The sequence below is a fragment of the Pseudomonas capeferrum genome (assembly GCF_000731675.1).
Lineage (GTDB): Bacteria > Pseudomonadota > Gammaproteobacteria > Pseudomonadales > Pseudomonadaceae > Aquipseudomonas > Aquipseudomonas capeferrum.
The window spans coordinates 2386436-2403654 of sequence record NZ_JMIT01000001.1 but is presented as its reverse complement, the minus strand read 5'-3'; the positions used below and the strand labels follow the sequence as shown (position 1 = coordinate 2403654).

The 17219-nt window shown below is 64.6% G+C and carries 19 protein-coding genes; 16 read left to right on the top strand and 3 right to left on the bottom strand.

The window, feature by feature from the left end; all coding sequences use genetic code 11:
• The first annotated feature begins 53 nt into the window (after positions 1-53).
• Genes PC358_RS10720 through PC358_RS10705 form a run of 4 tightly spaced genes read left to right on the top strand, consistent with a single transcriptional unit; the run spans position 54 to position 2627 of the window.
• On the top strand, positions 54-842 hold the full coding sequence (locus tag PC358_RS10720; protein WP_033699440.1) for a ParA family protein: 789 nt from the start codon (positions 54-56) through the stop codon (positions 840-842).
• A complete protein-coding gene (locus PC358_RS10715) occupies positions 842-1708 on the top strand; it encodes a CheW domain-containing protein (protein ID WP_033699439.1) in 867 nt (288 codons plus the stop codon). Before PC358_RS10720 ends, PC358_RS10715 begins: the two co-directional genes overlap by 1 nt.
• Before the next feature lie 42 nt (positions 1709-1750).
• A complete protein-coding gene (locus tag PC358_RS10710; RefSeq protein ID WP_003254393.1) occupies positions 1751-2230 on the top strand; it encodes a chemotaxis protein CheW in 480 nt (159 codons plus the stop codon).
• A gap of 1 nt (position 2231) precedes the next feature.
• Positions 2232-2627, top strand: coding sequence for a DUF2802 domain-containing protein (locus PC358_RS10705; RefSeq protein WP_033699438.1), 396 nt, complete (start codon positions 2232-2234; stop codon positions 2625-2627).
• Between the two features lie 33 nt (positions 2628-2660).
• On the opposite strand, the gene PC358_RS10700 is transcribed toward PC358_RS10705, so the two are convergent.
• From PC358_RS10700 to fliK, 3 genes are all read right to left on the bottom strand, one after another.
• Positions 2661-5393 (bottom strand): dermonecrotic toxin domain-containing protein, encoded by a 2733-nt coding sequence (locus PC358_RS10700; protein WP_033699436.1) that lies wholly within the window; start codon positions 5391-5393, stop codon positions 2661-2663.
• Between the two features lie 127 nt (positions 5394-5520).
• Positions 5521-5865, bottom strand: coding sequence for an EscU/YscU/HrcU family type III secretion system export apparatus switch protein (locus tag PC358_RS10695; RefSeq protein ID WP_033699435.1), 345 nt, complete (start codon positions 5863-5865; stop codon positions 5521-5523).
• Positions 5862-7418: a flagellar hook-length control protein FliK gene (gene fliK, locus PC358_RS10690; protein ID WP_033699434.1), complete on the bottom strand. Its 1557-nt coding sequence runs from the start codon at positions 7416-7418 to the stop codon at positions 5862-5864. The genes PC358_RS10695 and fliK overlap by 4 nt, the downstream gene beginning before the upstream one ends.
• 132 nt (positions 7419-7550) lie before the next feature.
• On the opposite strand from fliK, the gene ccmA reads away from it, so the two are divergent.
• The 12 genes from ccmA to PC358_RS10630 all read left to right on the top strand — a co-directional run bounded on the left by ccmA (position 7551) and on the right by PC358_RS10630 (position 16792).
• The gene (gene ccmA, locus PC358_RS10685) at positions 7551-8183 is read left to right on the top strand and encodes a cytochrome c biogenesis heme-transporting ATPase CcmA (protein ID WP_033699433.1); all 633 of its coding nucleotides are present in this window, start codon (positions 7551-7553) and stop codon (positions 8181-8183) included.
• Positions 8180-8848, top strand: coding sequence for a heme exporter protein CcmB (ccmB, locus tag PC358_RS10680; RefSeq protein WP_027592998.1), 669 nt, complete (start codon positions 8180-8182; stop codon positions 8846-8848). The genes ccmA and ccmB overlap by 4 nt, the downstream gene beginning before the upstream one ends.
• Positions 8849-8894: 46 nt before the next feature.
• On the top strand, positions 8895-9662 hold the full coding sequence (locus PC358_RS10675) for a heme ABC transporter permease (RefSeq protein ID WP_033699432.1): 768 nt from the start codon (positions 8895-8897) through the stop codon (positions 9660-9662).
• Positions 9659-9835, top strand: coding sequence for a heme exporter protein CcmD (ccmD, locus tag PC358_RS10670; RefSeq protein WP_033699430.1), 177 nt, complete (start codon positions 9659-9661; stop codon positions 9833-9835). The genes PC358_RS10675 and ccmD overlap by 4 nt, the downstream gene beginning before the upstream one ends.
• A complete protein-coding gene (gene ccmE, locus PC358_RS10665) occupies positions 9832-10287 on the top strand; it encodes a cytochrome c maturation protein CcmE (RefSeq protein ID WP_033699429.1) in 456 nt (151 codons plus the stop codon). The genes ccmD and ccmE overlap by 4 nt, the downstream gene beginning before the upstream one ends.
• Before the next feature lie 11 nt (positions 10288-10298).
• Positions 10299-12272 carry a heme lyase CcmF/NrfE family subunit gene (locus PC358_RS10660; RefSeq protein WP_177326510.1) on the top strand — a complete coding sequence of 658 codons (1974 nt, stop codon included), beginning with the start codon at positions 10299-10301 and terminating at the stop codon, positions 12270-12272.
• Positions 12269-12805 carry a DsbE family thiol:disulfide interchange protein gene (locus PC358_RS10655; RefSeq protein ID WP_033699426.1) on the top strand — a complete coding sequence of 179 codons (537 nt, stop codon included), beginning with the start codon at positions 12269-12271 and terminating at the stop codon, positions 12803-12805. Before PC358_RS10660 ends, PC358_RS10655 begins: the two co-directional genes overlap by 4 nt.
• The gene (locus tag PC358_RS10650) at positions 12802-13290 is read left to right on the top strand and encodes a cytochrome c-type biogenesis protein (protein ID WP_033699425.1); all 489 of its coding nucleotides are present in this window, start codon (positions 12802-12804) and stop codon (positions 13288-13290) included. The genes PC358_RS10655 and PC358_RS10650 overlap by 4 nt, the downstream gene beginning before the upstream one ends.
• Positions 13283-14473 carry a c-type cytochrome biogenesis protein CcmI gene (ccmI, locus tag PC358_RS10645; RefSeq protein WP_033699424.1) on the top strand — a complete coding sequence of 397 codons (1191 nt, stop codon included), beginning with the start codon at positions 13283-13285 and terminating at the stop codon, positions 14471-14473. Before PC358_RS10650 ends, ccmI begins: the two co-directional genes overlap by 8 nt.
• 12 nt (positions 14474-14485) lie before the next feature.
• Positions 14486-14905, top strand: coding sequence for a hypothetical protein (locus tag PC358_RS10640; protein ID WP_033699422.1), 420 nt, complete (start codon positions 14486-14488; stop codon positions 14903-14905).
• A 108-nt stretch (positions 14906-15013) separates the two neighbouring features.
• Entirely contained in the window at positions 15014-15952 is a 939-nt protein-coding gene (locus PC358_RS10635; protein WP_033699420.1) for a 2-hydroxyacid dehydrogenase, read from the top strand.
• A gap of 51 nt (positions 15953-16003) precedes the next feature.
• Entirely contained in the window at positions 16004-16792 is a 789-nt protein-coding gene (locus PC358_RS10630) for a PhzF family phenazine biosynthesis protein (protein ID WP_033699419.1), read from the top strand.
• Positions 16793-17219 lie beyond the last annotated feature (427 nt).

Genomic DNA, 17219 nt, shown 5'->3' with positions numbered 1-17219 from the left:
ACCATACCGTTCCCGGCAGGGCAGGCGGCCACACCGGGAGGAAGCAACGAACGATGAGAGTCTGGGCAGTAGCCAATCAAAAAGGTGGCGTCGGCAAGACCACCACGACCATCGCCCTGGCTGGGCTGCTGGCTGAGGCGGGCAAGCGCGTGGTCGTCGTCGACCTCGACCCGCACGGTTCGATGACCAGTTACTTCGGGCACAACCCCGATGCGCTGGAGCACAGCTGCTATGATCTGTTCCTGCACCAGGGCAGCGTGCCCGAGGGTTTGCCTGGGCAGTTGCTGTTGCCGACCAGTGATGAGCGTATCTCGCTGCTGCCTTCGAGCACCGCGCTGGCGGTGCTGGAGCGCCAGTCGCCGGGCAAGAACGGCCTGGGCCTGGTGATCGCCAAGAGTCTGGCGCAGCTGTGGCAGGACTTCGACTTCGCCTTGATCGACAGCCCACCCTTGCTTGGCGTGCTGATGGTCAATGCCCTGGCCGCGAGCCAGCAGCTGGTGATACCGGTACAGACCGAGTTCCTGGCGGTGAAGGGCCTGGAGCGCATGGTTGGGACCTTGGCCATGGTCAACCGTTCGCGTAAACAGGCCTTGCCTTACCAGATCGTGCCGACCCTGTTCGACCGCCGTACTCAGGCTTCCCTGGGCACGCTCAAACTGTTGCGCGACACCTATGAGCAGAATGTCTGGCAGGGTTACATCCCGGTCGATACCCGCTTGCGCGATGCCAGCCGCAAGGGCGTCACGCCGTCGCAGTTCGATGGCAAGAGCCGTGGCCTGATTGCCTACCGGGCGCTGCTCAAGCACTTGCTCACTTACAAAAACGCAGTGCAGGTGGCCTGATGACCCAGACTCGGCAAACCGGCACGCGGCCGCAGATGGCCCTGCAATCCTACCTCGATGGCCTGTTGCAGGAGGCCACTGAGGCCGACGATCTGATCGAGCCGGCGGCAGACGTCGCCGATGCGGTGCGCGTGGAACAGGCACCTGAAGCACGCCAGCCAGCGCAGCCCGCCGCTGTCGCGCAGCGGCCCTTTGCCGAGCCGCGGCTGAAGGTGTTGCCCAGCGTGCTGCCGGTGGAAGAACCGGTGGTCACGGTAGTCGAGAGCGAAGTGCTGGCCGAGGCCAGCATCCCGGTCCTGACCGAAGAACAGAGCGTGGAACCGGCAGTGCCGTTGGTGGATGTGCACCTGCCCGCGCCGAACCTGCCGGTGCCCCCGGCAAGCATCGACGGTCGCCCGGCCTGGGCGGCGGAGCCGTTCGAGTGCCTGCTGTTCGATGTCGCCGGCTTGTCCCTGGCGGTGCCCTTGGTATGCCTGGGCTCGATTTACAACCTGGCCGGCCAGGAACTGACGCCGCTGTTCGGCCAACCTGACTGGTTTCTCGGCATCCTGACCTGCCAGGCCGGCAACCTCAAAGTCCTCGACACCGCGCGCTGGGTGATGCCCGACCGCTACCGTGACGACTTCCGCCAGGGCCTGCAGTATGTGATTTCCGTGCAGGGCTACGAATGGGGGCTGGCCGTGCACCAGGTCAGCCGCTCATTGCGCCTGGACCCGTCCGAGATCAAGTGGCGCAGCCAGCGGGGCCAACGCCCGTGGCTGGCCGGCACGGTGATCGAACACATGTGTGCCCTGCTCGACGTCGCCGAACTGGCCGAGCTGATCGCCAGTGGCGCGGTCAAGCAGATGCACGCCAAACACAAATGACACCGCACACACCGCCTATGGCGGACTTTAAGGGGTAGGGGAATGAAAAAGTCGTCTGCACAAGGTTCCGAAGATCCGATTCTGCAGTGGGTAACCTTCCGTCTGGACAACGAGTCCTACGGGATCAATGTCATGCAGGTGCAGGAAGTGCTGCGCTACACCGAGATCGCCCCGGTACCGGGCGCACCGAGCTATGTGCTGGGCATCATCAACCTGCGCGGCAACGTGGTGACAGTGATCGACACCCGCCAGCGTTTTGGCCTGATGCCGACCGAGGTGACCGACAACACCCGTATCGTCATCATCGAGGCGGACAAGCAAGTGGTCGGCATCCTGGTCGATAGCGTCGCCGAGGTGGTCTACCTGCGTCAGTCCGAGATCGAGACGGCGCCGAACGTGGGTAACGAAGAGTCGGCCAAGTTCATCCAGGGCGTGTGCAACAAGAACGGCGAACTGCTGATACTGGTCGAGCTGGACAAGATGATGACCGAGGAAGAGTGGTCCGAGCTTGAGAACATCTGAGTTGATCTTCGAGGTTGCTGTCATCTTCCTGGCGCTGCTGTGGGCGCTCAGCTTGTGGATGTTCCTCAACCACAGCAAGCGCCAGCGCGAGCTGGCCGCGCAACAGGCCGAGGGCGATGCCCTGCGCGATCAACGCATCAAAGACCTGAGCAAGCGCCTGGACGACTACCAGAACGGTACGGTGCGCATGGGTGAGGCCATCCATGACCTGCGCGAAACCCTGGCCACCCTGCCTGACCGGCTGGAACGCCTGGAGCAGCGCGACCCCAGCAGCGTCACCTTCAGCCAGGCGGCCAAGCTGGTCGGCATGGGCGCAAGTGTGTCGGAGCTGACTGAAACCTGCGGCCTGACCCGGGCCGAGGCGGAGTTGATGAGCAAGCTGCACCGCAGCGAGTAGTACGGCGCTGCACTGCCCCGGTGATTGGCCAGTTTACGGGCCTTGCCAACTGTGGGCGTGGCCCATCTCGGCTACCTGATCCAGCGGTACATGGTCACGGATGACCCGATGAAGCTCGCTCAACTCCAGGGTCGCATGGAGGTCGTACAGCGGCGATACCATCAGGGTGCAGAGCTCGCGCAGTTGCTTGAGCCAGGGCAGGCGCTCGTCGATTACATGGTTGAGCACGCCTGGGCCGGTCAACAGGTTGAGCCGCCTTGCATAGGCCTGGAAAGGTAGCGGCGCCAGGCGCGCGTCCGGCCGGCTGGCATAGAAGTCGGGCACCAGCTGGTAGCGGCGAAGGATTTCGTCCGAGATGGCACTCAGGTTTGGATTGCCTGGGTGGCTGCCGATCATGCTGCTGTTGAACTGGATGTACATGCCCAACTGGTCGTTGGAAACAGGCGGTGACAACAGCAGGCCATCCCTTGTGGTCTTGAGTTGGAGCCTGGCCAGCGGCGCGGTGCCATCCGCGCCGCTCGCCGCCAGCAAGCGGTCATCGGCATCCAGGTACAGGCCACCGTAGTGTTCGAGCAGTCGGTAGCGCAGGATGTCGCAGGCCGAGGCAAAGTTGCGCCCCTGACCCTGGTTGCCGTCAAGGGCGGCGCGATACTGTGGGTAGTAGGGCGACAGGGTGAAATGCTGGTAAAACTCTTGGTCTTCGAGGGGCATGAGCAGGGCGCTTTCACTCCGCGCGCGCAGGGTTTTCAGATTGTGCAGGTAGGCTGCGTTGTTTTGCCGCGACAGCAGGATCTGGAAGCGATAGCCGCTGCTGCGTATCACCTGTGCGTTATGCACCAGCGCCTCGAGGTATTCGCCCTGCAAGGGCTGGTCGCCCACCCAGATACTGCTGACTACCTTGGGCAGCGGCATGCGCTGCAGGCCGTTGTAAGGCTCGTAGTCGATCGGCAGCTCGATATTGATGCCCAAGGCGCGCAGCGTGGCCATGCGCTGGGGGTGGGTGGGGGTGGCCCTGCTCTGGCTTGATGACAGCACCAAAGCAGGGTCGCCTTCGGTGCCCAGCGCCCAGCGCGGCGGGCTGATCAACTTTGCATCCCGGGTGCGGATGAAGCAGTTGGTGGCGAATTCGTATTGAACCCATTCGTTGACCAGGCCTTGTCGGGTGCTGAGCCAGGCGGCGAAACGGTGCCGAAGGTTTTCCTCGACCGTGGTCACCACGGCGGCATGGGTCGACGCCTGTACCGACGGCTCGCGGAACGCCAGTTCAGCGGGCTCCAGTGCCGTTTGCTCCAGCAGCGGTGCCGCACCGACGCGGGCATTGAACAAGGTGTCCAACAGTTGGGAACGGAAGAAGCCTGGGCGGGTCGTGCGAAATACCTCGGCGTACCTGACCGCCTGGCCAGTGCCGGTGGGTAGGGCATTGAACAGGCCGAACACCTGGTCTGTCACGCCTTGTGCCTTTGCCTCGGGGGTCTTGCCATTGATGGCGGCATCCAGACCCAGGCTGAACTGCGCCAGGCCGCCAGCTACCAGCAACGGGGCCAGTTCGGGCAGTACCACCATCAGGGGTAGCAGCAGGTTGGTGGCAAGGTTCAGGTAGTTGGCCCATTTGGCCTTGTTGACGGCATGGTTGCTGGTGATCTGGCTATCGGCATCGGCGTAGGCACGGCGCTTTTGCAGCAAGGTCAGGTGGGTGAACAGGTCGCCCTCCAGGGTGCTGTCGTACTTGTCGGGGCGAAAATCGATAATGTATTGCGGGTCCCAGAAGCCACTGGTGGCAAAGCCTGGATGGTCATGGCTCAGGCGGTGCGCTTTGGGGTAAAGGCCCAGGCCTGTCAGTGCGGTGCGCAGGCCGCTGAAATCGAGGCCGTCCGGCCAGTCGGTACGGGCGAAACAGGCCATCAGTGCATCGCGTTTGGCGACGTCCTGGCATTGCCTGGCCAGCCAGCGCTTCATCGCCGAAGAGTCGGCGAACTCATGGAAAGGCGAAGCATTGCCAGGCAAGTACAGCACTACCAACGGCTGGCTGGCGTGACGGATCTGCACGATGCTAGTGGAAATGTAGCCGTAGATATTGAGCATGCTTAACCGCGCGTTGCTGCGGGCGATCAACTGCGCCGCCTCCCACAGCAGTTGGCGGCCAGGCCCGGACAGGCTGTTGAGCAACACCTGCTTGTTGCAGGCGGCGATGAAGGCAATCTTCAGTGCGCGCTGATAGTGCCCTTGTCGCTTGTCCCAATAGGTATCCAGGCGGGCCTTGAAACTGTTGTGAAAATGCAGGTTCCACAGAAAGCTCTGGAAATTCTCGGCGCGAATCGGCAGGCAGTTGTCCGGTGCGTAGCGGCTGGGTTGGGTGCGTCGGTAGAGGCCGTTGAAGACAAGGTAGGGCGCGGCATTGGACAACATACTCAGCGGTACCAGGCGGTCGACCAATATCACTTGACCAGCCGGTGGCAGCCCTGCCCAGTTGCCGTAATGGAAACCGCCATAGCCGGCTGCGGTTTCACCTTGCCAGTTGGCCAGCAATGCCTCGACCAGGTTCATTCTTTGGGTAATGACGGCATTGTCCGCAGCGCCAGTGTGGCTGTCGGCGCGAGGCGCAGCCTGGTAGTGAAGGGTCACCACATCGATCAGTAGTGGCGAATCGGTGATGCCGTGTTGGCGCAGCCAACCGCTCAGCAGTTCCACGGCCAGGGTATCGGGGCGAGGGAAGTCCTGCAGTGCCTGACGCACCAGGCTGAGGTTGGAAAGGGGGATGGGGTGCATGCTGTGTTCCTGGGGGAATGAGAAGCGCAGGATGGCGATGGGTTGTGCGTGTGGGGGCTACATAGTGCTATGGCTGGCGTGGCGAGGCTGGCACCTCGCCTGGCAGGTGGTGGTAGCTGCTGCTGCGTTACTCGATGCTGTTGCCAAACGGCAGGCGAGCGGGGTTGGGGGTGATGTCCCGTTCGCCGGCCGGTACGTCGCTGAACCCAACGGGCACCTTGCCGCGCAACTGCCAGGCAAAGGCAATGATTTCGGCAATGGTCAGGTACAGCGCCTCGGGTATCTGCTCGCCCAGCTCCAGCCGTGCCAGCAGGCTTACCAGCTCGGCGTTTTCGTAGATCGGCACCTCGTGTTGGCGGGCAAGTTCAAGAATGGCTTCGGCCAGGGCATCGTCGCCCTTGGCGCTGAGCGTGGGGGCCTGTTGGCCGTCGTAGCTCAGGGCAATGGCCTGGCGCGGTGTTTTGCCACTCATGCGTTTTCGTCCACCCAGCGTTGTTCGACCCGCGTGCGGGGGCCTTGGGGTGGGGTGCCGGGGTGGCATTCCAGGTCGCCGACGTCCAGGCCCCTGGCCAGCAGGCGCTCGCGCAGGGTGCCGAGCTGGCTGTCGATCAGCCGCGCGGTCTGTTCCTGTTCTGCCCACAGTTGCCCGTTCAGGCGGCCCTGGCTCAGTTGTGCCTGCACTTGCAAAGGGCCAAGCGGAGCGAGGTCGAAGGCCAACTCGATACGCCACAGCGCTTGTAGCGGGTCATGCTCTTGGTGCTGGCGGTCAGCTTGCTGTCGCGGCGTTTCTTCGCGTTGCAGCTTGACCTGCAGCGGGATGAACTCCTGGCCATGGCGGATCGGCACTTCAGTCTGCCAAGTGGTCTGCAGGTTGCCGTTTTCAAGGTTGCCGCTCTGCTGCAGGCTGCTCATGGCATGGCTCTGCAGGCGTGAAACGGCCGCCGCGGCCAGGCGCAGCAACTGTTGCAGGTCGCCTTCGTCTTCCATGGCCTTGAGTAGCCGCGAAGGCAGCGGAAACGCCCCTGGCTGTGGTTTCGGGCTGACCCGGTCGAGCATGCCCAGGGCGCCACGGGCGAGGGCCGGCAGGGTCAGGGCCAAGGTGCTTGGCATCAGGGCCGGTGCACCGGGCGCGGTGACCGAGGCCTGGGTGATCAACCTGAGCAGGTGGGCCTTGAGATCAGTGGCCACGCTGGCGGGGAAGCCACCCAGCAGCTTCGCTTCGAGGAAGGTACCGCTGTTGCTCAGGGCCTGGGCGACGGCTTTGGCATCGCCGAGCTGGCGCACGTCCGGCAGCCCGGCCAGCAAACGCTCGGCACTGCTGCGCAGGCTACCGTCGGCGCCGGGGTCGCGGGCGACCTGCTGCAATGCACTGAGCAGGCCGGTTAACGAGGCCTGGCGATTTTGCTGGGTGAGCAGTTGCTGGGCGATGCTGAGCTGGTCTTGCCGGCCGCTGAGCGGCACGAATTGCAGCGACTGGTCGCCTTGCACCCGCGCGCTGAGCAGGCTGCCTACGGGCAGCGGGCGCGGGCTGTCGATGGTCAGGGTGGCACCGGCCTGCGCGCTGTTGAGCAGGCTCACCAGTGCCCGGTAACCGGCTGTCTGGCCCGGCGCTTGTAGGATGGGCTGGTTGGTCAGGACCTTGCCTTGCAGCAGGGTACCGACCGGCACCTTGGCCGTGTCCAGGCGGGTGAGGGTGGCGATGTTGCTGGCGCTGGCCTGTTGCAGCATGATCGCCAGGCGATTGCCCTCGGTCTGGCTGACGGTGACTTGGCTACCGGGGGGTAACGGCTGGCTGGCGCTGGCCTGCAATTGGGTCTGGGCGCCGTTGGCCTGGATCAGCCGCAGCACGACCTGGAACTCCCGGCCCAGCTGGCGTAGCGACACGACCTCGGCTTGCGCCGTTTCGCCAGGGGCGAGCAAGCCGGGCTGTGCTTGGGTCAGGCGCAGCAGTTCGCCGGTCATGCCCGCCTTGATGGCCTGGGCGCTGATCGCGGTTTGTGCGCCGAGACTATTGATTTCAGTCATGATTGTATACAACCTGTCGAACCCGCCTCTTGGCAGCGAGGCCGTGCATGTAATAATGCCGCCCGCCCGCCACTGCCAGTATAACGGCAGCGAGGGGGGCGACTTGAGCCGTAAACTGGATAAGGCGAAACCGTGACCCTTCATCTCCAAGCCGCAGGCCTGGCCTGCGAGCGCGACTGGCGCCTGCTGTTCGAGCAGCTCGATTTCGAGCTGCGGCCCGGCGACATGCTGCAGATCAGCGGCCCCAACGGCAGCGGCAAGACCAGCTTGCTGCGCCTGTTGGCTGGGTTGATGCAGCCGACCGCCGGGCAGATCCTGCTGGGCGGCAAGCCGTTGGCCGAGCAGCGCCATGCCTTGGCCAGCATCCTGCTGTGGATCGGCCACGCTGCGGGCATCAAAGACCTGCTCACCGCCGAGGAGAACCTCACCTGGCTCTGTGCCCTGCACCAGCCCGCCAGCGCCGAGCGCATCTGGGCGGCGCTGGCGGCAGTCGGCCTGAGCGGCTTCGAAGACGTGCCGTGCCATACCTTGTCGGCCGGCCAGCAGCGCCGTGTAGCCCTGGCCCGGCTGTACCTGGACAGCCCGCCCTTGTGGATTCTCGACGAACCGTTCACCGCCCTCGACAAGCAAGGTGTGGCGCAGCTAGAAGCGCACTTGGCGGCGCATTGCGAGCAGGGTGGCACGGTGGTGCTGACCACCCACCACAGCCTTGAACGCAAGCCGTCGGGCTACCGTGAACTGAACCTGGGGCAATGGGCAGCATGAGCGTATTCATCCTGTTGCTGCGCCGCGAAGCGCGTCTGTTGTTCCGCCGCCCCGCAGAACTGGCCAACCCGCTGGTGTTCTTCGCCATCGTCGTTGCCCTGTTCCCGCTGGCGGTCGGCCCTGAAAGCCAATTGTTGCAAACCTTGTCACCTGGCCTGGTGTGGGTTGCGGCCTTGCTGGCCGTGCTGTTATCGCTGGACGGCCTGTTCCGCAGCGATTTCGAGGATGGCTCGCTGGAGCAATGGGTGCTGTCGCCGCATCCACTGGCGTTGCTGGTGCTGGCCAAGGTGCTGGCGCACTGGATCTTTTCCGGCCTGGCGCTGGTATTGTTGGCGCCACTGCTGGCGCTGATGCTGGGGTTGCCGAGCCATTGCCTGCCGGTGCTGCTCGCCTCCTTGCTGCTGGGCACGCCGGTACTGAGCCTGTTGGGTGCAGTGGGTGCGGCGCTGACGGTCGGTCTCAAACGTGGTGGGTTGCTGCTGGCGTTGCTGATTCTGCCGTTGTATATCCCTGTATTGATCCTGGGCAGTGGTGCGTTGCAGGCGGCGTTGCAGAATATGCCCGCCACTGGCCACCTGCTCTGGCTTGCCAGCCTCACGGCCCTGGCGGTGACACTGGCACCCTTTGCGATAGCGGCCGGCCTGAAGATCAGCGTCGGCGAATAACGAGTCCTGGGCTCTCAAGCCCGGCTAATACCCTGGATGTACCCTGATGAAAATGAGTTGGACGTGGTTCCACAAACTCGGTTCTCCCAAATGGTTCTATGCCATCAGCGGCCGCATGCTGCCATGGCTGACGGTCTGCGCCATCGTGCTGTTGCTGGTGGGCGTCACCTGGGGCCTGGCGTTCGCGCCCCAGGATTACCAACAGGGCAATAGTTTCCGCATCATCTACATCCATGTGCCGGCGGCGATGCTGGCGCAATCGTGCTACGTGCTGCTGGCGGTGGCCGGGGTGGTGGGCCTGGTGTGGAAGATGAAACTGGCCGACGTCGCCCTGCAATGCGCCGCGCCCATCGGCGCCTGGATGACCGCCGTGGCGCTGGTCACCGGCGCCATCTGGGGCAAGCCGACCTGGGGTAGCTGGTGGGTGTGGGATGCGCGGCTGACGTCGATGCTGATCCTGCTGTTCTTGTACTTCGGCATTATTGCGCTGGGCCAGGCAATCAGTAATCGTGACAGCGCGGCCAAGGCCTGCGCGGTGCTGGCCATCGTCGGGGTGATCAACATACCGATCATCAAGTACTCGGTGGAGTGGTGGAACACCCTGCACCAGGGCGCCACCTTCACCCTCACCGAAAAGCCTGCGATGCCCGCCGAGATGTGGCTGCCGCTGCTGTGCACGGCACTGGGCTTCTACTGCTTCTTCGGCGTGGTGCTGTTGTTGCGCATGCGCCTTGAGGTGCTCAAGCGCGAGGCACGCGCCAGCTGGGTCAAGGAGGAAGTGTTGAACAGCCTGGGGCGGAGGGCCGCGCAATGAGTTTCGCCTCGTTCGGTGATTTCCTCGCCATGGGCCACCACGGCCTGTACGTGTGGACGGCCTATGGCATTTGCCTGGCGGTATTGGCGCTGAACGTCGCCACCCCACTGCTGGCCCGCCGTCGCTACCTGCAAGATGAGGCGCGCCGCTTGCGCCGGGAGAACAACCAGTGAATCCGCAGCGCAAGAAACGCCTTTTGCTCATCGCCGGCCTGCTGGTCGGTGTCGGGGTTGCCGTCGGCTTTGCCCTGAGCGCATTGCAGCAGAACATCAACCTGTTCTACACGCCGACTCAGATCGCCAATGGCGAAGCCCCCCTGGATACCCGTATTCGGGCTGGCGGCATGGTCGAAAAAGGTTCGGTGCAGCGCTCGGCTGACTCGCTCGACGTGCGCTTCGTGGTCACTGACTTCAGCAAGTCGGTGCCGATCACCTACCGCGGCATCCTCCCCGACCTGTTCCGTGAAGGGCAGGGCATCGTTGCCCTGGGCAAGCTCAATGGTGAAGGTGTGGTGGTGGCCGATGAAGTGCTGGCCAAGCACGACGAGAAGTACATGCCGCCCGAGGTCACCAAGGCCCTGAAGGAAAGCGGCCAGGCCGCCGCGGGCGCGGAGGCCAAGCCATGAACGCGGCGCTGGTGATTCCCGAACTCGGCCAGTTGGCGATGATCCTGGCCATCTGTTTTGCCGCCGTGCAGGCCAGCGTGCCGCTGCTCGGCGCGTGGCGCGGTGACAGCCTGTGGATGAGCCTGGCGCGGCCGGCGGCCTGGGGGCAATTTGCCTTCCTCAGCTTTGCCTTCGCCTGCCTCACCCATGCCTTCATGACCGACAACTTCTCGGTCGCCTATGTGGCCAGCAACTCCAACAGCGCCTTGCCCTGGTACTTCAAGTTCAGTGCCGTGTGGGGCGCGCACGAGGGCTCGCTGCTGCTCTGGGCGTTGATCCTGGGGGGCTGGACCTTCGCCGTGTCGGTGTTCTCGCGCCAGCTGCCGCAAGTGATGCTGGCCCGTGTGCTGGCGGTGATGGGCATGATCAGCGTGGGCTTCCTGAGCTTCCTGATCATCACCTCCAACCCCTTCCAGCGCCTGCTGCCGCAAGTGCCGACCGACGGTCGCGACCTCAATCCGCTGCTGCAGGACATCGGCCTGATCGTCCACCCGCCGATGCTGTACATGGGCTATGTCGGTTTTTCGGTGGCCTTCGCCTTCGCCATCGCCGCCTTGCTCGGCGGGCGCCTCGACGCGGCCTGGGCGCGCTGGTCGCGGCCGTGGACCATCGTCGCCTGGGCCTTCCTCGGTGTGGGCATCACCCTGGGCTCCTGGTGGGCTTACTACGAGCTGGGCTGGGGGGGCTGGTGGTTCTGGGACCCGGTGGAAAACGCCTCGTTCATGCCTTGGCTGGTGGGCACCGCATTGATCCACTCGCTGGCGGTGACCGAGAAACGTGGGGTGTTCAAGAGCTGGACCGTGCTGCTGGCGATCGCAGCCTTCTCGTTGAGCCTGTTGGGCACCTTCCTGGTGCGTTCCGGGGTGCTGACCTCGGTGCACGCGTTCGCCGCCGACCCGTCACGCGGCGTGTTCATCCTTATCTTCCTGCTGTTTGTGGTGGGCGGCTCGCTGACCCTGTTCGCCCTGCGCGCGCCGGTGGTCAAGAGCCAGGTCGGCTTTGCCCTGTGGTCGCGCGAGACGCTGTTGCTGGCCAACAACCTGGTGCTGGTGGTGGCGGCGTCGATGATTCTGCTCGGCACCCTGTACCCGCTGGTGCTCGATGCCCTGACCGGGGCCAAGCTGTCGGTCGGCCCGCCGTACTTCGATGCGTTGTTCCTGCCGCTGATGGCACTGTTGATGGTCGTGCTCGGCTTCGGTGTGGTGGTGCGCTGGAAGGACACCCCCGGCAAGTGGCTGGCGAACATGATGACCCCGGTGCTGATCGGCAGTGCGGTACTGGCCCCGGTCGCCGGTTTTATCGTCGACGACTTCGACTGGCCTACGCTGACCGCCTTTGCCCTCGCGGCCTGGGTGGTGCTCAGCGGGCTGCGTGATGTGCTCGAAAAAACCCGTCACAAGGGCCTGGCCAGGGGCATGCGCGGCCTCACCCGCAGCTACTGGGGCATGCAGCTGGCGCACTTTGGCCTGGCAGTGTGCGCACTGGGCGTGGTGCTGTCGAGCAACAACAGTGCCGAGCGCGACCTGCGCATGGCGCCGGGCGAAAGTGTCGAGCTGGGTGGTTATCACTTCCTGTTCCAGGGCGCCAAGCACTTCGAGGGGCCGAACTTCATCTCCGACAAAGGCACCGTGGTGGTGTCCCGCGATGGCCGTGAAGTGACCACGCTGCACCCCGAGAAGCGGCTGTACACCGTGCAGCAGTCGATGATGACCGAAGCCGGCATCGACGCAGGTTTCACCCGCGACCTGTACGTCGCCCTGGGCGAGCCGCTGGAAAACGGTGCCTGGGCGGTGCGCGTGCATATCAAGCCATACGTCCGCTGGATCTGGCTGGGCGGTCTGCTGACCGGCCTGGGCGGGTTGCTGGCGGCCCTCGACCGGCGTTACCGCGTCAAGGTCAAGACCCGGGTGCGTGATGTCCTGGGCGTGTCTGGAGCAGCTGCATGAAGCGTTGGATCATGGTGGTGCCACTGGCGGTGTTTCTGCTGGTGGCGGTTTTCCTCTACAAGGGGCTGTTCCTCAAGCCCGACGAGCTGCCCTCGGCGATGATCGGCAAGCCCTTCCCGGCATTTGCCCTGGCCTCGGTGCAGGGTGACCGCAACCTGACCCAGGCCGACCTGCTGGGCCGCCCGGCGTTGGTCAATGTGTGGGGCACCTGGTGCCCGTCGTGCAAGGTCGAGCACCCGTACCTGAACCAGCTGGCCGAGCGAGGCGTGGTGATTCATGGGGTCAACTACAAGGACGACAATGGTGCCGCGTTGAAGTGGTTGGCCGAATACCACAACCCGTACCAGCTGGACATCCGCGACGAGCAGGGCACCCTGGGCCTGGACCTGGGCGTGTACGGCGCGCCGGAAACCTTCCTGATCGACGCCAAGGGCATCATCCGCTACAAGCACGTGGGTATCGTCGATGCCAGCGTCTGGCGCGAACAGCTGGCGCCGCTGTACCAGGGCCTGGTCGATGAGGCCAAGCCATGAGGCGGGGGCTGGCAGCCGTGGTGCTGGGGTTGGCCCTTGGCCTGGGCCTGGCCGGTGTGGCCAGGGCGGCCATCGATACCTACCAGTTCCGCGACGACGCCGAACGTGAGCGTTACCAGCAACTGACCAAGGAACTGCGCTGCCCCAAGTGCCAGAACCAGGACATTGCCGATTCCAACGCGCCTATTGCCGCCGACCTGCGCCGCGAGATCTTCCGCATGCTGGGCGAAGGCAAGAACAACGCGCAGATCGTCGACTTCATGGTCGACCGCTACGGCGATTTCGTGCGGTACAAGCCGGCGCTCAGCGCGCGTACCTGGCTGTTGTGGTTCGGCCCGGGGGTCTTGCTGGCCGGCGGCTTCGTGGTGCTGGCGGTGATTGTGCGTCGCCGCCGCGCCACGGTGGCCCACGGTGCCAATGAGCTGTCCGTCGAAGAACGCGAGCGTCTCGCCAAACTGCTGGAAAAAGAACAGACCCATGATTGAATTCTGGCTTAGCGCGGGCCTCCTGCTGCTCGCTGCCCTCAGCTTTCTGCTGATCCCGATCCTGCGTGGCCGTCGCCGTCAGCAAGAGGAAGACCGCACCGCCCTGAACGTTGCCCTGTACCAGGAACGCGTTGCCGAACTGGCGGCCCAGCAGGCCGCTGGCGTGCTCGACGAGGCGCAACTGGCCAAGGGCCGTGACGAGGCGGCCCGCGAGCTGCTGGCCGACACCGAAGGCAGCGAGCCCCCACGCCAGGGCCAACTGGGCAAAACCCTGCCGCTGTTGGCGGCGGTGCTGGTGCCACTGATGGCATTGGGGCTGTACCTGCATTTTGGCGCGGCCGACAAGGTTGAGCTGACCCAGGAGTTTGCCCAGGCGCCGAAGACCATGGAGGAGATGACCACACGCCTTGAACGGGTCGTGAAGGCCCAGCCAGATTCGGCCGAGGCCCTGTATTTCCTGGGCCGTGCCTACATGGCCGAGCAGCGTCCCGCCGATGCGGCGCGTACGTTCGAGCGTGCGGTGGCCTTGGCCGGGCGCCAGCCCGAGTTGCTCGGGCAGTGGGCCCAGGCGCAGTACTTCGCTGCCGACAAGCAATGGAACCCGCAGCTGCAGGCACTGACCGACGAAGCCCTCAAGGCCGACCCCAACGAAGTGACCAGCCTGGGGCTGCGCGGTATTGCCGCGTTCGAGGGGGAGCGCTACCAGGAAGCCATCGACTACTGGAAGCGCCTGCTGGCGCAACTGCCCGAAGGCGATGCATCGCGTGCCGCCTTGCAGGGGGGTATCGACCGTGCTGCCGAGCGCCTGGGAAGTGAGCCTGGCCCGGCCGTGGCGCCGGTGGCTGCCCGCCTGACGGTGCGGGTGGAGCTGGCTGCGGCGCTCAAGGACAAGGTCAAGCCTGACGACACGGTGTTCATCTTCGCCCGTGCCAGCAACGGCCCGCCGATGCCGCTGGCGGCCAAGCGGGTGACCGTGGCGCAGTTGCCGATCGAGGTGGAGTTGTCCGATGCCGACGCGATGATGCCGCAGATGAAACTGTCGGACTTTACCGAAGTCCAACTGGTTGCCCGTGTCTCGCGTACCGGCCAACCGACCCACGGCGAGTGGATCGGCCAGGGTTCGCCATTGGCCACTGCCACCCAGGCCACGCAGCACCTCACCATCGACAGCCCTGACCCGTAAGAGAGCATTGCCATGCACAGCACCGTCCGCCTGACCCTGATCACCCTTGCCCTGGGTTTGTCCGCGTGTACGGTGCATGAGCCTTACGAGCAGCCGGCGCCGCCGATCGAGCGGGTGCCGCCGCACCAGGGGCCGGTGGTCAAGCCGCTGCCGGGCGGGCAGCCTTCGACCTCGCCAAGCAAACCTGCGGCCACCCCCAAGCCGATGCCACGCACCTCTGCCAGCTTCGCCCCGCCGCCAGGGGGTGCCAGCCACTGGGACCCGAAACTGGGCGTATACGTGCTGGAGAAAAAGCCCAACACCTTCTATCGCCAGCGCACCTATTACCGCTACGACGGCGGCTGGAGCTGGTCGCTGAGCCCGGATGGCCCATGGCAGGGCACCGACAGCAGCGGTGTGCCAGGTGGCCTCGGGCGTGCCTTCGCCCAATAGGCATCAGAGATGCCCTCCCGGTACAGTACAGTTGCCTGCTCAATTACCGATTGACTGTACCGACCGCTGACTCCGCATAATGCCCCTTCGATCAGACGCGGAGGTGGCATGAGCAAGACAGTCCTGGTGTTGGTAGAAACCGTCGACGATTACCTGCCCTTGCTGGAACAGGCGGGTTATCGGCTGATTCGCGCCCCCTCGCCGCAACTGCGTGCCGATGCCATCCAGCGCCACGCCCATGAAATCGATGCTGTGCTCACCCGTGGCCCGCTGGGCCTGACTGCCGCAGAGATCGATGCGCTGCCCGCATTGCAGATCATCTGCGTGATCGGGGCCGGCTACGAGCAGGTCGACCTGGCCGCCGCCGCCGCCCGTGGTATTACCGTCACCAACGGCGCCGGGGCCAATGCCAGCGCAGTCGCCGACCATACCCTGGCCATGCTGCTGGCGCTGCTGCGCGACATTCCCCGTGCCGACGCCAGTACCCGCCGCGGCGAGTGGAACCGGGTAATCAGCCCTTCGGTGAGCGGCAAGCGCCTGGGCATTCTCGGCCTGGGCGCAGTGGGGCTGGCGATCGCCAAACGTGCCAACCTCGGCTTCGACATGAGCATCAGCTACCACAGCCGCACCCCTCGTCAGAGCGTGCCTTACACCTGGTACGACAGCCCGCTGCACCTGGCCGATGCCGTCGACATCCTGGTGGTGGCCACGCCTGGCGGCGCCACTACTCGTCATCTGGTCGATGCTGCGGTGCTTGAAGCCCTGGGTGCCGAGGGTTACCTGGTGAATATCGCCCGTGCCAGCGTGGTGGACACTCAGGCCCTGGTGGTGGCGCTGGCGGGCGGGCAGCTTGCCGGCGCTGCGCTGGACGTGTTCGATGACGAACCCGAGGTGCCCGATGCCCTCAAGGCCCTCGGCAACACCGTATTGACCCCGCACGTGGCTGGCCAGTCGCCAGAGGCTGCGCGGGACACGGTGATGTTGGTGCTGGGCAATCTGCAGGCGTTCTTCGCCGGCGAGCCGGTGCTGACCCCGGTACGCGACTGACCCTTTTCATTCAGGTGCCCGGCAGCGGCCCGGCCAACAAGGAGTGTGTGCATGCAACTCGAGATCTTCCAGGTCGATGCGTTTTCCGCTGAACCCTTCGGTGGCAACCCGGCGGCGGTGATCCCGCTGGAAAGCTGGTTGCCAGACGATGTGCTGCAACGTATCGCCGAAGAGAACAACTTGTCCGAAACCGCCTATTTCGTGCGCAACGGCGAGGGTTACGACCTGCGTTGGTTCACCCCGACGGTCGAAGTCGACCTGTGTGGCCATGCCACCCTGGCCTCGGCGTATGTGCTGTTCGAGCAGTTGGGTGAACAGGCGCCAGTGCTGCGTTTCAATACCCGCAGTGGCGAATTGCGCGTCAGCCGAGGTGTTGATGGGCTTTTGGCGATGGATTTTCCGGCCAAGCAGCCGGTGGCGGTGGAGGTGCCGGCAGGCTTGCTGGAGGCGCTGGGCTTGAGCGGTGCGCGGGCGGTGTACCAGTCCGACGACTATGTGGTGGTGATCGATGACGCCTCGCTGCTTGACCCGCTGAAGCCGGACTTCGTTGCGCTGTCGGCTTTTGCTGTGCGCGGTATCGCCGTGACTGCGCCGGGCCGCGGGTATGATTTTGTCACCCGTTGGTTTGGTCCGCGGGTTGGTGTGAATGAGGACCCGGTCACGGGGTCGGCGCATACCTCGCTGGCGCCGTTGTGGGCCGAACGGTTGGGCAAGGGTGTTTTGAGCTGTGAGCAGGGTGGGGCGCGCAAGGGGCAGCTGTGTTGCGAAGTGCCGGGCAATGGCCGGGTGATCATTAGCGGGCGGGGGGCGTTGTACCTGCGGGGGAGTGTGTTTATCTGAGTTGGGTGTGTGGGTTTAAAGGTGTAGGCCTTGGGGTTTGCAGCGCCTATGAAATCGAGCGCCGCCCGCGCGGCGCATCGCGACGCAAGGCCGCTCCTACATGTGTTTCGGGCCAGTTATTCCTGGGGTAATGGCGCGCGGCCTCTTGGTGCCCACCTCGATATCGCGTCGTACAAACAAGGCGGTCGCGCGCCAATGGCACAGGCCTCACTGGCCCGAAACGGATGTAGGACCGCCCTTGCGTCGCGATGCGCCGCGCGGGCGGCGCTCGATTTCATAGGCGCTGCAAAACCCCAGACATGCACCTATAAACCCCAAAGCCATCCCCAGTCATTGTCTCTCGGGCGAAGATGCAGTCAATGCGCCAGCATGAAACACCGACTGCGCTTGCCAAACCTGTGCATTCCTGAGAAAAGGGCGGCTTTGA

Excerpts from the sequence above, each read along its gene's own strand:
- PC358_RS10720 (WP_033699440.1), top strand. The coding sequence starts at position 54 with ATGAGAGTCTGGGCAGTAGCCAATCAAAAAGGTGGCGTCGGCAAGACC.
- PC358_RS10715 (WP_033699439.1), top strand. The coding sequence starts at position 842 with ATGACCCAGACTCGGCAAACCGGCACGCGGCCGCAGATGGCCCTGCAA.
- PC358_RS10710 (WP_003254393.1), top strand. The coding sequence starts at position 1,751 with ATGAAAAAGTCGTCTGCACAAGGTTCCGAAGATCCGATTCTGCAGTGG.
- PC358_RS10700 (WP_033699436.1), bottom strand. The coding sequence starts at position 5,393 with ATGCACCCCATCCCCCTTTCCAACCTCAGCCTGGTGCGTCAGGCACTG.
- PC358_RS10695 (WP_033699435.1), bottom strand. The coding sequence starts at position 5,865 with ATGAGTGGCAAAACACCGCGCCAGGCCATTGCCCTGAGCTACGACGGC.
- fliK (WP_033699434.1), bottom strand. The coding sequence starts at position 7,418 with ATGACTGAAATCAATAGTCTCGGCGCACAAACCGCGATCAGCGCCCAG.
- ccmB (WP_027592998.1), top strand. The coding sequence starts at position 8,180 with ATGAGCGTATTCATCCTGTTGCTGCGCCGCGAAGCGCGTCTGTTGTTC.
- PC358_RS10675 (WP_033699432.1), top strand. The coding sequence starts at position 8,895 with ATGAAAATGAGTTGGACGTGGTTCCACAAACTCGGTTCTCCCAAATGG.
- ccmD (WP_033699430.1), top strand. The coding sequence starts at position 9,659 with ATGAGTTTCGCCTCGTTCGGTGATTTCCTCGCCATGGGCCACCACGGC.
- PC358_RS10655 (WP_033699426.1), top strand. The coding sequence starts at position 12,269 with ATGAAGCGTTGGATCATGGTGGTGCCACTGGCGGTGTTTCTGCTGGTG.
- PC358_RS10650 (WP_033699425.1), top strand. The coding sequence starts at position 12,802 with ATGAGGCGGGGGCTGGCAGCCGTGGTGCTGGGGTTGGCCCTTGGCCTG.
- ccmI (WP_033699424.1), top strand. The coding sequence starts at position 13,283 with ATGATTGAATTCTGGCTTAGCGCGGGCCTCCTGCTGCTCGCTGCCCTC.
- PC358_RS10640 (WP_033699422.1), top strand. The coding sequence starts at position 14,486 with ATGCACAGCACCGTCCGCCTGACCCTGATCACCCTTGCCCTGGGTTTG.
- PC358_RS10635 (WP_033699420.1), top strand. The coding sequence starts at position 15,014 with ATGAGCAAGACAGTCCTGGTGTTGGTAGAAACCGTCGACGATTACCTG.
- PC358_RS10630 (WP_033699419.1), top strand. The coding sequence starts at position 16,004 with ATGCAACTCGAGATCTTCCAGGTCGATGCGTTTTCCGCTGAACCCTTC.